The following is a 13,011-nucleotide window of genomic DNA, read 5'->3' as shown; positions in this document are numbered from 1 at the left end:
AAAATGGGAATGGGGATGATAGAAAGGTTGACTCTTTGTGTGTATTTGGAGAGGGGAGACGGAGAAAAAATGCCTCTTCCTCCAAAGAGTATCATCTTCATGATAAGCAGAGGCTTAAATCTCAAGAATACCTGTGTTTGCTGGTGCTGTTGGCTTGTTTAATGCGGTATTGTCGTTGATATTTTTTCAGTTGTTTTAATCGCAAGAACGGCAATCAGTGCACCGGTATGATAATTATAAATCATCAATTTTGTGTGTCCATCAGGCATTAAAACTTGCAGGACAATATTTTCCTCTGAGAGGCTTTGTGACAAAATCTGTGCTCCTTCTGGTAGAGAGAGCGTGTGGTGGATAATGGGTGGATTTGTGCTATGAGAGGAAAAGCCTTCTGTTTGTTTTAGTGTTGATCCCGTTGTCACTTTATAAACGATTAAAAACAGCACGATCAGAATGAGAAAGAGCGTTATTAAAACGGAGATCATCATTAAACCCATTAGTTTTTTTCTCACCCGTTCTACGGCAGGATCTAAGGGGAGATCTTGGGGCAGAGTGTTTTGCTCTGTATGAGGGGCTTGTGAGGGGATCATTGGTTTCCTATCCGTCATGCTTTTTATTGATTATTTTTTTAAGATCTGATGGGTTTATGCTTTTAAAGTTTTTTGTGCAAGAGATTTGTGGAAGAAGAATGCAGCAGAGGCAATGATGTTGGTAAAATATCTTCTTTGTAAACTGTAGACGTTTTGTTATGAACATTTTCGCTTTTAAGCAGAAAATTTCCATGATTTGTTACAGACCAGATCAACTTTACTTTTTTTTGATGTAAATAAGGATGCACGTTTATGCATTGCGCAAAAATTTGTTGTCCATAAAATTTAGATTTTTTTGTAGATGGCACCATGGCTTGTTCACATGTTTGAGCCGTTGGGTAGATTTTAGCCATTGTATTGTTGGAATAGCAACTGCTAAAATCATCGGTACATGAAACCAATAAGAGAATAAAGACAAGAGGATTCATAAAATATTTTCCAAATAAGTCGTTGACATTATGGTCTCCAATTTGTCAGCCTTAAGGCTTCTTCACTGTTGAACGTTTTTAAAGTTTTTTCGTTCCAAGTCGTTCCAAGTCGTTCCAAGTCGTTCCAAGTCGTTCCAAGTCGTTCCAAGTCGTTCCAAGTCGTTCCAAGTCGTTCCAAGTCGTTCCAAGTCGTTCCAAGTCGTTCCAAGTCGTTCCAAGTCGTTCCAAGTCGTTCCAAGTCGTTCCAAGTCGTTCCAAGTCGTTCCAAGTCGTTCCAAGTCGTTCCAAGTCGTTCCAAGTCGTTCCAAGTCGTTCCAAGTCGTTCCAAGTCGTTCCAAGTCGTTCCAAGTCGTTCCAAGTCGTTCCAAGTCGTTCCAAGTCGTTCCAAGTCGTTCCAAGTCGTTCCAAGTCGTTCCAAGTCGTTCCAAGTCGTTCCAAGTCGTTCCAAGTCGTTCCAAGTCGTTCCAAGTCGTTCCAAGTCGTTCCAAGTCGTTCCAAGTCGTTCCAAGTCGTTCCAAGTCGTTCCAAGTCGTTCCAAGTCGTTCCAAGTCGTTCCAAGTCGTTCCAAGTCGTTCCAAGTCGTTCCAAGTCGTTCCAAGTCGTTCCAAGTCGTTCCAAGTCGTTCCAAGTCGTTCCAAGTCGTTCCAAGTCGTTCCAAGTCGTTCCAAGTCGTTCCAAGTCGTTCCAAGTCGTTCCAAGTCGTTCCAAGTCGTTCCAAGTCGTTCCAAGTCGTTCCAAGTCGTTCCAAGTCGTTCCAAGTCGTTCCAAGTCGTTCCAAGTCGTTCCAAGTCGTTCCAAATCATTGCTTCGCACATCATAAAAGCTAAGCTGGTGAGGAAAACTTATGGGGGAGTGAAATATTTGAAGAAAATACAAATGCTCTTGTGAATGCTCTCTAATGTCAAAATTTTGTTGTACGAAGGAGTGTTGTATGAGGAGGGTGAACGGGGGGGGTACAGGGCAGTATAAAGGGGGGGTGGGGGCATAATGATGCTCAATGCTTTTGTGGCGTAAAAAAGGCGATAGTTTTTTGAAGGTAAAGAGGGGCGCACATAATGGTTCCACTCTACGGGGGAAACCCTATTTACAAGCGCTGTTTTGAAAGGCACGTGCCGGCATTTAAGCATTTACAGGCATTTGGGAATGGTTTGCAGGCAATGAGAAATCATTAAAAAAATGTGAGAAGAGAAAAGTATCTGATATTCTTTTTTGCGTGAAGAAGATGACTTAGACACGGGATTAATAAAATAAACGCAAAAAATCGTGTAATTTTTATGCGTTAGTAATTTCTGAGCGTTCATTGTCGTGGATGCTTTAAGTGCGTCAAGCTCAAGAGTAATGATAGACATTGGCTTAATGCTTTAAATTTTACCTTCTTGCTAAATAAAACGGTATGCGTATTGCGAAAATAACGCAAAAAGAGAGAGAGGGGATAGGTTCGCTTTTATCGGGCATGTTAACAATAAAACCGCTTGTTCTTCATCGTTTTAATTTCTCTCTTAAAGGAGACAGCACCTCTCCCCTCGCATCACGGCGATGCTTGTGAATGGTATAACGATAAAGCTTCTATGTAATAATATAAAAAAGCCATTAATAATATAAAAGCTATTGGGCATTCTCATTTTTATGCTTGTGAAGCAGAAACTATCACACTCTTGTTCCAATTCTAGAATGTTTGTGGATCAACTCTTTGCTTTTCTCGACGATTCTCGTGAAAAAGTATTTTTAGTCCTTTCTTCATCGTTTTTTTATCCACACAGGCTCTTTGCACTTGTGACGTGCAAAAAATGGTTTTCGTTGATGCAACATGAGAGGAATTTTAAATGAGAGAATCTGATGATATTGGGGATTCTCGTTTAAGTTGAAAAATGTTAAATTATCATAGTAAATGAATATATTGTTGAAAATAGGTGGTTATCGGAGGGGGAAGGTTGGTGGATAGTGGGAAAGGGACTTTGACTGTGGCAAAGTTTTCATTGTTAAGATTTTTTGAGAAGTGTGGTTTCTTGAGAGGGTTAAGGTTTTTTGCGCAGTTGGAAAATAATCTTTATGCTTAATAAAAGAGTGCTGAATAAATTAGAGATTTTGCTGAAGAGAGAAACTTATGGTTTGAAAGGTTCTTTTTTTGAAAAGGCTCTTTTAAGAAAAAATATCAAAGTAAGTATCCGGAACAGAAAGGCGATAAACAATCCCTTCTTTTGTCCATTTGAAGGAAGCCGAGCCATTGACAGAAATGGGAACAATTTTTTCGAGAACAGCACTGCCAAAACAGGCTTTTTTATTATTTGTAAGAGGGGCACTAGATTCAAAATGTTCATTCCAAGTAATGAGGAGTTGTGTTTTGCCATTCAGGTTTGTTTCGATTTCACAGCATATACAGACGCTGCCCTTTTCTTGGGAAAGGGCGCCAAAAGAAAGAGAATTGATAATCAGTTCATGAAAAGCCAAACCAATATGTAACGCGGCATTGGGAAAAAGATAAGGATCGACGCCTTCAAGTGAAAAACGTTCTGTTTTTTTCATTAAATAGCCTAAAGCCTGCGTTTGAACCAATTCACGAAATTGGGCACCACGCCAATCGGAATCGGTGATTAGATCTTGAGAATGAGAAAGCGAATGAAGACGACCTTGAAATTTGCGTAAGAAAACCTGAAGGGATTCAGTATAGCGGGCTGTTTGGCTGGCAATACTTTGAATGATTGCGAGAAGATTTTTAGAACGGTGGCTGACTTCTCTAAGCAGAATTTTAAGCACTTGTTCACGGCGGCGTAAGCCGGAAATATTAACACCGGTGGTGATAATACCGATAATGTCTCCGTTATCGTTACGGTGGCAATCAATAGAAAATTTGTACCAAATCTCTTGTTTGCTTTTATCTTCAAAACGGGCTTCAACGGTTTGCATTTTACCACTGGCTAAAACCTGCAGTTTGATGGTTTCCATATTGTCGGCAAGATCAAGCGAGAAAAAGTCGCTGTCACGACAGCCAACCCGCCATTTATGGTGCAAATGGTGGGGTAAGTTTTCAGCCCATAAATAAACCAAATTTGTTGCCTGATAGAGAACACAAATATCAGCGCCACGAATCGCTTGCATGAGCGCGTTCATATGAGATCTGTCCATAGGAGGCTTTGAAAGAGGCGTAACGATCATAATGGAAGATGTTTACTCTAGTTCTAAGCCGCTTTAGAAGCATTCTCTTGAAAAAATAAAGCCTGTGAAATAAGGGCTTTCACCATATCGGGGTTAAAAGGTTTGGTGACTAAAAAAGTCGGTTCGGGGCGTTCGCCGGTCAGAAGCCTTTCGGGAAAAGCTGTGATGAAAATCACCGGTATACGGTCATTTTGCAAAATCTCATTAACCGCATCAATGCCTGAACTGTTATCGGCTAATTGAATATCCGCTAAAATCAACCGTGGCTTTTGCTTATGATACATAATAACAGCTTCATCACGTGTGCGCGCTATGCCGACAACATGATGTCCTAGGCTTTCGACCATTTGCTCAATATCAAGCGCAATGAGAGGCTCATCTTCAATAATCATCACGTCAGTGGCAATTTGTTGAGAAATATCAATAGAGGCTTGGTTGAGAAGCTTGCGAAATGCCTTCGTATCCAGATTCATAATCTCACTGGCTTCTTGTTCATTAAATCCTTCAACGGCAATGAGCAAAAATGCTTGGCGTGCACGGGGGGTGAGATAGGATAATTTGGCACTGGTTTTTTGTTCAAGTCCCAATTGTGGCAAGGGTTCCGGAATATTCGGGGTGGTTTGGTCAAAAAGATGGCAAAAAAGCCAATAGGTCCCAATTCGGTCACTGGATGCTTTGGGAAAAATGGTAATGTCGGCAATGAGGGCTTCCAACATCGCTGATACATAGGCATCACCAGAGGATTGGCTTCCAGTGACAGAGCGGGCAAAACGCCGAAGATAGGGAAGATGCGGGGCAATGCGCGTTGATAATGACATAATTTATAACTCCTTTGACCTTTCAAGCATTTTGTTGGTTGAAATTCGCAACAAATAAAAAAGTTCCTTGATTTGTATGGAACTTTTTATCGATAGCCATATTTACAACCATAAGGCGAAAAAATTCTTCGCGGTGCTACTGATATTATATGGATTAGGGGGACGAAAAATGAACGACCGTGATGAAAAAAATCTCACTACACCTTTTAAAGTAGGAGATGATCTTCTTGGGGCCAACAGCGAGATAGCACGGAAATTACGCCAATTTTACATGGAAATTCAAGAAGAAGCGCTGCCACGGCGTTTGCTCGATCTTTTAGAGAAGTTAGAGCGTGCAGAGCAATTGGGCTTAAACAGTGTGGAAAAGATTTGAGTCCTTTATGTCAAAGTGCGCGAAAAATTTTAAACAAGAACTTCTTTTGGTGTTGCCGGCTTTACGTGCTTTTGCTGTTTCTTTAAGCGGGAAGCAAGATAAAGCTGAAGATTTGGTTCAAGATACGGTGATGAAAGCATGGGCTAAGCAAGACTCCTTTGAGATGGGAACCAATCTTAAAGCGTGGCTTTTTACGATTTTGCGCAATGAATTTTATAGTCAAATGCGCAAAAAGGGAAGGGAAGTTCAAGATACTGACGGCGCATTTACCCAAAATGTTGCGGTTCATCCTGCCCAATATGGATCACTTGATTTGCAAGATTTTAAAAAAGCCTTAAATCAGCTTTCCGCAGATCAAAGAGAAGCCATTATTCTTATTGGGGCATCGGGATTTTCTTATGAAGATGCGGCGGTTATTTGTGGCTGTGCTGTTGGCACCATTAAAAGCCGTGTGAGCAGGGCGCGTCAACGGTTACAGGAACTTCTTCATGTCGATGGTGAATCCGATTATGGTCCCGATTCTTATTCAGCTGGAAGTACATTGTGTTCATTTAACGGCTAAAAAAGCATAATAATTATGATGGATAGCCTTGTTTTTTTTATTCCCGTCATAGCTATTACAGTAAATTCAGTATCTGAGGAAATTCAGAAAGGGTGGCGTTTTCTCCTTAGAAACATAAGAAAAGCCTTTATGAAACGCTCTTATAGGCTTTTGGTGTATGTTCCATAAGGTTGCCTTCCTTTGTACTGAAAAATGACGACTTTCAAGTTCGCCAATGGAAATTTTATGACAACAAAGACAAATTTGCTGCCTCAAATGCCTTCTTCTGATGCAACGATATCACGCTGGCGGTGGGTGGCGATTGTTGTTTCTCTTGTTATGGCTCTTTTAGCATCGATTTTTATTATATTGCTTTCCAATGCCGTTGATCGAGAAGTTGCTCAGTTAAATACAAGTTCAGAATTGCGCGAACAGGCTGATTTGGTTCTGATCAGCTTGATTGATATGGCGGTTGCTGATCGAAGCTATGCAAGAACACACAAGGCGGAAGATAAGGTCCGCTTTGAAAATGCAGAGCGGGAATTGGAAGATATTCTCAATTATATTGCACTGATTGTTTATGCGCATCCGCAATGGGATGAATGGTTTACAGCTTTTAAAGGCGAGGTTGAAGCACGAAAAGCATTTATGAATGCCCATATGCAGGCTCTTGATAAACTGCCGGATCAATCTTTACATCCTTCTGCTTCTCCGGACGTCTCGAGGATTCCTGTGGCCCGTTTAGCGCAATTGATGACAAGTTTTATTAATGGCGATGATGTGGTGCGGCAAAAACAGCGTGAGGGCATCGCATTAATGCGCGCTGCTTTAACATTAGCGGCGATTGTTTCTGTTGTGAGTACTTTTATTTCTGCCTATTTTGTTATTAATCGTTTTCATCGCGATGTGCGTTCTTTAAAATTGTATCAATTGCTGCTTCATAGCGAAAATATTGCTTTGGAAGCCCGTGTGAAAGAACGAACACAAGAATTAGAAAGAGCACGCAATCACGCTGAAAAAGAACGTCAACGGGTTGAAATATTATTGCAGGATGCAAGTCATCGTATTGGCAATTCTCTTGGGACGGTGTCTTCTTTGCTGGGACTCCAGTTAAATCGGAGTAAAAATGAAGAAGTCCGTTCTGTGCTTGGGGCTGCACGGGATCGTATTCAGACCATTTCTACAGCCCATCGTCGTTTGCGTTTGAGTGATGACATGGAAACGACGCTTTTGGCAGAGTTTCTCAGTTCTGTGGTGCATGATGTCGAATTGGCAGTGCCTTTTGAATTGCGGGAAAACATTACTATTCACACAGACTTTAAAGAGTGTCGTCTCTCTTCAAGAGATGCCACAACCCTTGGAATTATTCTGGGTGAATTGCTGACCAATTCCTTAAAACATGCTTTTCCTGATCAACGGTCGGGCCATATTTATATTTCCTTTGGGCCTCAGCCCAATGGACAATTGATACTCGTGGTAGAAGATGATGGTGTGGGAATGAAAAACCAAACGTTAGAACAAAAGACAGGACTTGGTCGTGTGGTGGTAGAACAGCTTTGTATGCAATTTGGTGAAAAACCTCTGTTTGAGACTTCTGCTTTAGGAGGGACAAAAATTGTTATTCCTCTACCAAAACTGAGCCATGAAGCGTTCAAAAAAATCTCTGACTGATTTTAAAAGAGCATTTTTTGTCTTATGGCTTTTTGAAAAAAAACGTGTGTGTTTTAAAAGAAAGAAAATAAACGAGAGCGTTTTCATAGTGAAAATATCGCTTTGGAAGCCCGTGTGAAAGAACGAACACAAGAACTAGAAAGTGCACGCAATCACGCTGAGAAAGAACGTCAACGGGTTGAAATATTGTTGTAGGATGCAAGTCATCGTATTGGCAATTCTCTTGGGACGGTGTCTTCTTTGCTGAGACTTCAGTTAAATCGGAGCAAAAATGAAGAAGTCCGTTCTGTGCTTGGGGCCGCACGGGATTGTATTCAGACCATTTCTACAGCCCATCGTCGTTTGCGTTTGAGTGATGACATGGAAACGACGCTCTTGGCAGAGTTTACTTAGTTCTGTGGTGCATGATGTGGAATTGGCTGTTCCTTTTGAATTGCGGGAAAATATTACTATTCACACAGACTTTAAAGAGTGTCGTCTCTCTTCAAGAGATGCCACAACCCTTGGAATTATTCTGGGTGAATTGCTGACCAATTCCTTAAAACACGTCTTTCCTGATCAACGGTCGGGCCATATTTATATTTCCTTTGGGCCTTAAGCCAATGGACAATTGATACTCGTGGTAGAAGATGATGGTGTGGGAATGAAAAATATTTTAAGGTCTTATCTGTTTCAATCATTTTCTACTCTTATAGCCATTGGATGTTGTGCCCTTGCTCTCCATTTCTTGTTCAGAACCATTTTGCCTCTTAGGTCACATAAGCAACAAAGAACGCCCTAATCTTTCTTGTTTGTCCATCTATTGGGGCGTTCTCTTTTGTTTGTTAAGCTTAAAAGCAAAAATGCTCTTATAATAATTGGCTGCAAGTGTTCGAAGAGAATATTTTGTTTCCATTTTTTCCTAAATCTTTGGTCAAAATTGGTGTGCCTGTTTTGCCATTATATGCTTTGACGTGAAAGTTTTTTCCCTCTACATCAACAAGATAGTAGTCCCCATTAAAGAGTGCTCCTGCCGTGTAGATAGGAATATTTCCGAAGACCTTATCATTGTGTACACGGCAATAATATTGCTGATGTGTGTGCCCTACAAAGATTGCTTTGACATTGTGAGAGGTAATAATTGATTTAAAGTCCATGAGACTTCTCATATTTTTGGGTTGAAGAAAATGTGAATTATTATCCCAAAAATAGGAGCGGGCATCATGAAAGTTGAGAATGGTCACTTTTCCTCTTTTGTCAGCCGCCGCTAAATCTTTTTTTAGCCAATTTAGCGCACTTGTTATTCTTACTTGCGTGTGACCATCAGATAAATTCGCTGTATAAATTGGATGATTTTGCAGCTGTACATAGTGAATATCTCCATAATCCCATGAGTAGCTTAAACTCCCAGCGATGAAGTAATGAGCCGTTTCCATGGATAGGAGCGGACGAGAAAGCACATGTTGATTGAATTTGGGCAAAGAACTGCTATATTTATTCATTTCTTTGAGCATTCTTTTCACCGCACTCACCGCACAGGCATCCTTTGAAAGATTTGATATAGGGATCATACAATCACCAACATTGTTGGCATAATCGTGATTGCCTAGTCCTTCATAGACTGGATAAAACATGTTTTTATAGACATCTGCATAATCTTGATAGGTTTGAGGGCGACCAAACTCCGTTAAATCCCCGTTTACGATATAAAACGCCACAATGTGCGATTTTAGTGCTTCTGCAACTTTTCTATTTGTCTTGAGCCACGGTTCTCTGTTGCTGTATGCGTTAGGGTCCCCAGAATTCAAACGCCATGGTTGTGGATCTGCGGCTATGACAATGTTATAATTTTTAGGTGTCTTTCTTTTTACGTACCAAATTGTTCTTGCATTATCACCCACTCCTTCCATCTGTTCAAAAAAATAATCTTTGTTGCTTGAGGTAGCGGAATATTCATTGGCACCACTATAGGGGTTATACCATCGGAATTTTAATATCGTTCCGTCATCTGCTACTTTATATTTAACCCATCCCCCAGCGCCAAAAAGCCAAGCATTCGATGTTGTTGCCGCTTTTCCCGCTGTGCCAGGTGGAATTATATTCGAAGGCCCCATATTCCACCAAGATCCACCTCTTTTCCATTCTCCGCGTTCTATCTCTTTGTCAATTAAGATCATAGAAGTTGGTGGATCGGTCAGATCATTAACAATGTATACATCCGTTGAACGATCATCAAAGGCCATTCGCTCAGGTTTAGGTAATTTTTCGATAAATTTTTGCCTTGTTTTGTGAGTCACAGAAAGATCTTGCGCATGAGATGGATAAGGCTTCAACCAAACAACAATGATCAAGGAAAGTGCTGTAATGATACCCTGTTTGTATTTCATAAAATTTCACCCAAAAAACAAAACGACTTCAGAATTTTTTTGGCAAGGGCGATATCATAAAAAGCGCTTGAATCCATTTTTCATGAATCACGTTCCCTTTATTGAGACAATGTGGTCTGTCTAAAAATAAGTTGAACTTGAGAACAATAAGATCAATTTATGGATGAAGTGTTGCACCAATTTACGCATTTTTTTCAAATCGATACCTTTCCTCTTCTCATGCAAATTATGATAAAGAACAAAGTTTTACGACTTTTCTATGGTGTATTTTAAAAGAGCATTCAATCCATGGTTGATCTCATGATCAATTATGCGATTTATGTGCAGTTTGGGAGAGACTTATAAGCTTTAATATGGAGCGTAATATGGAGCAGTTTTACTCTGCGCTTTGAGCAAATAATCAGCTCTTTTTAGAATGTTTTGCTCTCTTAATATAAAATATTTCTGAAGAATTTGTCATTTGACTCTTAACAAGGGGGCTATTCTTTACAAAAGGGTGGCTCCTCACAAAAGGGCAACTCTTAAATGAGATGGACAATTAATCTTCATTGTAAAAGACGATGATATCGCTCTTGAAAAGCCAAACTTTAGAACAAAAGTCCAACTCTTGAACGTTTGATCATGAAACGGCTACAGTTTGCTGAAACTCTTTTTGAATCTGTGGTTTTAAGAGGCATAAAGATTTTTGTTTCTTTTGCTCTAACTTCCTATGAAGAGAGCAAAAGAAACAGAGCTTACCTTGCCAAAGTGACTGTAATGTCCCTTTTTGTTTGTTAAGCTTGGAAAAGAAAAAGCCTTTATAAATTACTACAATTCTCAAAGAATTCTGTGTTTGTGCCTATCTCACCCAAATCCTCGATCAAAGTGGGCTTTCCTGTTATGCCATTATAGGCTTTAACATGAATATTTTTTCCCTCTACTTCGATAAGGTAATAGTCTCCTCTAAAAAGTGCCCCTGATGTATAGACTGGGATATTGCCAAAGACTTTATCATCTTGTGCGCGACAAGTGCTTTGATAATGTGTATGACCGGCAAAGATTGCTTTGACATTATGAGAGGTAATGATTGATTTAAAGACCGACAGATTTTCAACATTTTGCGGATTAATAAAATGTGAAGAACTGTTAGGAAAAAATGCCATTGCATTGTGGAAGTTTATAATTGTAATTTTCCCTCTTGCATCAGCTGCAGCTAAGTCTTTTTTCAGCCAATCCAAAGAGCTCTTAACTTGGATAACCTTATCACGTTGTTTTAGATTAACCGTATAAGTTGGATAGTTGTGAAGTTGTACGTAGTGAATATCGCCATAATCCCATGAGTAAGCAAAACTCCCTTCTATAAAGTGAACAGACTTGTTAGAAGCGTCACTAAACTCCTTAATATCTTGATTGAAATGCGGCAGTTCCTCACTGTATTTTTTGATTTCTTTGATCATTCTCGAGATAGCGTCTATGGCACATGCATCGCCTGAAGAATTATTTTCTTCAGGAATCGTACAATCCCCGACATTATTCGCATAATCATGATTGCCAAGTCCTTCATACACCGGCGCACCAAGTTTTTTGTATATATTTGTATAATCTTCGTAGGTTTCTCTACGACCGTATTCTGTTAAATCACCATTGACAATATAAAAATCTACTTTTTGTGATTTTATTGCTTGTGCAACTTTCTCATTTCTCTTGAGCCACAGGAACTTGTTTTTTTCCCCATGAGGATCACCATAATCCAATTTCCATGCTTGTGGATCAGACATAATGATAGCAGTATAGTTTTTAGTAGAAATTTTCTTTGGGCTATTTGAAGATATTTTGGTGTTATGACCAGAGTCAACGCCCTTTGTTGATTGATGTTTTAAACTTCTAAATTGGTTGTTTGATTTTATTCTATCATGGGGTACATTTGGAGATTTTTCCCCTCCAGTAACACAGTTTGTATAAATTGATGCTGCTAAAAAAATAATACTTATTGTTTTATACTTGTATTTTATCATGCTAACCCCTCAATAAGTTTAATTTATTTATACTGTTTAACATTTATAAGTATATTATAAAATATTTTAAAATACAACATTATAAACAATTTGTTATTTTTATAAAACATTTCTCCAGTAAATAAAAATTATATTATAATTTTTATAATCCAATATGTTTTTAATTTTCTTTATTGAGTGTTTTAGTTTTGCTGTTGGTTTGTCGAGAAGTTAAGACACAAGTTTACGATTTGTCATTGTTGATAAGATTGGAAAAAGTAAGCGGAAAAAGTAAGCAATGTCATGAATTAAGAGGTAAAATTGCGTAAGTTGTGGTAGGATTTATAAGGTTTGATCATACATCTCAAGGTGACAGAAACTCTTTCTTCGTGTCTAACGCTCTTGGCTTTTTCAAGTGTTATCAAGTTGTATATTGTGCACGGCCTTTAAAAGGGGAGGGGACTATTCTCATCATTGTTATGCTGCTTTATATTGTCGCATCGTTTTTATATTTAAATATTAGAAACCTTCGAGAAAAGCACGCTCTACAGTATATTTTTAGACACTTGAAGAGGGGCATGACTTTAGAAGGTGTAGCGGAAAGGACTTTTTAAGTCTCTTCAGATGGTGTTATCGGGCTGTTGATTAAGGAATCAATATTATTTTTTTCTTGTAGGAATGTTTGCAGATCTTGATTGGTTAAGGCTTTGCTATCAGGTATACGAATGCGCATGGGATCAACTTTGACACCATTGACAATGATTTCAAAGTGACAATGGGGGCCGGTTGCCATCCCTGTTGTTCCAACATACCCAATGATTTGTCCTTGTCGTACCTTCACGCCTGGTTTGATATCTGGTGCATAACGACTTTGGTGGGAATAACTGCTCACATATCCATTGGCATGTTGAATTTCTGTATGATTTCCATAACCGCCTGTTATACCGACTCTTGTGACAATACCATCTCCTACAGCAATAATAGGGGATCCTTTTGGTGCAACCCAATCAACGCCTGTATGCATACGCACATAGCCTAAAATAGGATGTTTGCGTGGTCCAAATGGGGAACCAAAAATGCCATTTGGCGTGGGTTTGCGCA

11 protein-coding genes and 1 pseudogene (1 of these 12 only partly in view) are annotated in these 13,011 nt (G+C 39.4%); 4 read left to right on the top strand and 8 right to left on the bottom strand.

Translation table 11 applies throughout. The annotated features are described in order from the left end of the window. Nucleotides 1–158: 158 nt before the first annotated feature. From AC6ER9_RS01845 to AC6ER9_RS01825, 5 genes are all read right to left on the bottom strand, one after another. A complete protein-coding gene (locus AC6ER9_RS01845; protein ID WP_497074747.1) occupies nucleotides 159–605 on the bottom strand; it encodes a hypothetical protein in 447 nt (148 codons plus the stop codon). A 44-nt stretch (nucleotides 606–649) separates the two neighbouring features. Further along, complete coding sequence (locus AC6ER9_RS01840; protein WP_497074746.1) at nucleotides 650–1,015, bottom strand: hypothetical protein; 366 nt, start codon at nucleotides 1,013–1,015, stop codon at nucleotides 650–652. A 62-nt stretch (nucleotides 1,016–1,077) separates the two neighbouring features. Further along, complete coding sequence (locus AC6ER9_RS01835; protein WP_497074745.1) at nucleotides 1,078–1,833, bottom strand: hypothetical protein; 756 nt, start codon at nucleotides 1,831–1,833, stop codon at nucleotides 1,078–1,080. A 1,321-nt stretch (nucleotides 1,834–3,154) separates the two neighbouring features. Beyond that, nucleotides 3,155–4,168 (bottom strand): sensor histidine kinase, encoded by a 1,014-nt coding sequence (locus AC6ER9_RS01830; RefSeq protein ID WP_497074744.1) that lies wholly within the window; start codon nucleotides 4,166–4,168, stop codon nucleotides 3,155–3,157. A gap of 23 nt (nucleotides 4,169–4,191) precedes the next feature. Beyond that, on the bottom strand, nucleotides 4,192–4,986 hold the full coding sequence (locus AC6ER9_RS01825; RefSeq protein WP_497074743.1) for a response regulator: 795 nt from the start codon (nucleotides 4,984–4,986) through the stop codon (nucleotides 4,192–4,194). A gap of 169 nt (nucleotides 4,987–5,155) precedes the next feature. Between AC6ER9_RS01825 and AC6ER9_RS01820 the strand changes: the two genes are divergently transcribed. The 4 genes and pseudogenes from AC6ER9_RS01820 to AC6ER9_RS01805 form a co-directional block, all read left to right on the top strand. After that, nucleotides 5,156–5,359, top strand: a complete 204-nt coding sequence (locus AC6ER9_RS01820; RefSeq protein WP_497074742.1) for a NepR family anti-sigma factor — start codon at nucleotides 5,156–5,158, stop codon at nucleotides 5,357–5,359. A gap of 7 nt (nucleotides 5,360–5,366) precedes the next feature. After that, nucleotides 5,367–5,921, top strand: a complete 555-nt coding sequence (locus AC6ER9_RS01815; protein WP_497074741.1) for an RNA polymerase sigma factor — start codon at nucleotides 5,367–5,369, stop codon at nucleotides 5,919–5,921. Nucleotides 5,922–6,146: 225 nt separating this feature from the next. Further along, a complete protein-coding gene (locus AC6ER9_RS01810) occupies nucleotides 6,147–7,571 on the top strand; it encodes a sensor histidine kinase (RefSeq protein ID WP_497074740.1) in 1,425 nt (474 codons plus the stop codon). Between the two features lie 84 nt (nucleotides 7,572–7,655). Further along, nucleotides 7,656–8,166: pseudogene (locus tag AC6ER9_RS01805) on the top strand (sensor histidine kinase); the annotation flags it as partial. Between the two features lie 253 nt (nucleotides 8,167–8,419). Here AC6ER9_RS01805 and AC6ER9_RS01800 read toward each other — a convergent pair. The 3 genes from AC6ER9_RS01800 to AC6ER9_RS01790 all read right to left on the bottom strand — a co-directional run. Continuing rightward, nucleotides 8,420–9,937, bottom strand: coding sequence for a metallophosphoesterase (locus AC6ER9_RS01800; protein WP_497074739.1), 1,518 nt, complete (start codon nucleotides 9,935–9,937; stop codon nucleotides 8,420–8,422). A gap of 797 nt (nucleotides 9,938–10,734) precedes the next feature. Next, the gene (locus AC6ER9_RS01795; RefSeq protein ID WP_497074738.1) at nucleotides 10,735–11,931 is read right to left on the bottom strand and encodes a metallophosphoesterase; all 1,197 of its coding nucleotides are present in this window, start codon (nucleotides 11,929–11,931) and stop codon (nucleotides 10,735–10,737) included. A 589-nt stretch (nucleotides 11,932–12,520) separates the two neighbouring features. Next, nucleotides 12,521–13,011, bottom strand: partial view of a M23 family metallopeptidase gene (locus AC6ER9_RS01790; RefSeq protein ID WP_497074737.1) — the end only. The gene runs 1,495 nt beyond the window's last position; the window shows 491 of its 1,986 coding nt (coding positions 1,496–1,986); its start codon lies off the right edge, out of view; its stop codon occupies nucleotides 12,521–12,523.

It is taken from the genome of Bartonella sp. SL317, from assembly GCF_059687655.1.
The sequence above is the reverse complement of the archived record's forward strand: the minus strand, read 5'-3'. Positions and strand labels throughout refer to the sequence as shown.

Excerpts from the sequence above, each read along its gene's own strand:
- AC6ER9_RS01845 (WP_497074747.1), bottom strand. The coding sequence starts at position 605 with ATGACGGATAGGAAACCAATGATCCCCTCACAAGCCCCTCATACAGAG.
- AC6ER9_RS01840 (WP_497074746.1), bottom strand. The coding sequence starts at position 1,015 with ATGAATCCTCTTGTCTTTATTCTCTTATTGGTTTCATGTACCGATGAT.
- AC6ER9_RS01835 (WP_497074745.1), bottom strand. The coding sequence starts at position 1,833 with ATGATGTGCGAAGCAATGATTTGGAACGACTTGGAACGACTTGGAACG.
- AC6ER9_RS01830 (WP_497074744.1), bottom strand. The coding sequence starts at position 4,168 with ATGATCGTTACGCCTCTTTCAAAGCCTCCTATGGACAGATCTCATATG.
- AC6ER9_RS01825 (WP_497074743.1), bottom strand. The coding sequence starts at position 4,986 with ATGTCATTATCAACGCGCATTGCCCCGCATCTTCCCTATCTTCGGCGT.
- AC6ER9_RS01820 (WP_497074742.1), top strand. The coding sequence starts at position 5,156 with ATGAACGACCGTGATGAAAAAAATCTCACTACACCTTTTAAAGTAGGA.
- AC6ER9_RS01815 (WP_497074741.1), top strand. The coding sequence starts at position 5,367 with ATGTCAAAGTGCGCGAAAAATTTTAAACAAGAACTTCTTTTGGTGTTG.
- AC6ER9_RS01810 (WP_497074740.1), top strand. The coding sequence starts at position 6,147 with ATGACAACAAAGACAAATTTGCTGCCTCAAATGCCTTCTTCTGATGCA.
- AC6ER9_RS01800 (WP_497074739.1), bottom strand. The coding sequence starts at position 9,937 with ATGAAATACAAACAGGGTATCATTACAGCACTTTCCTTGATCATTGTT.
- AC6ER9_RS01795 (WP_497074738.1), bottom strand. The coding sequence starts at position 11,931 with ATGATAAAATACAAGTATAAAACAATAAGTATTATTTTTTTAGCAGCA.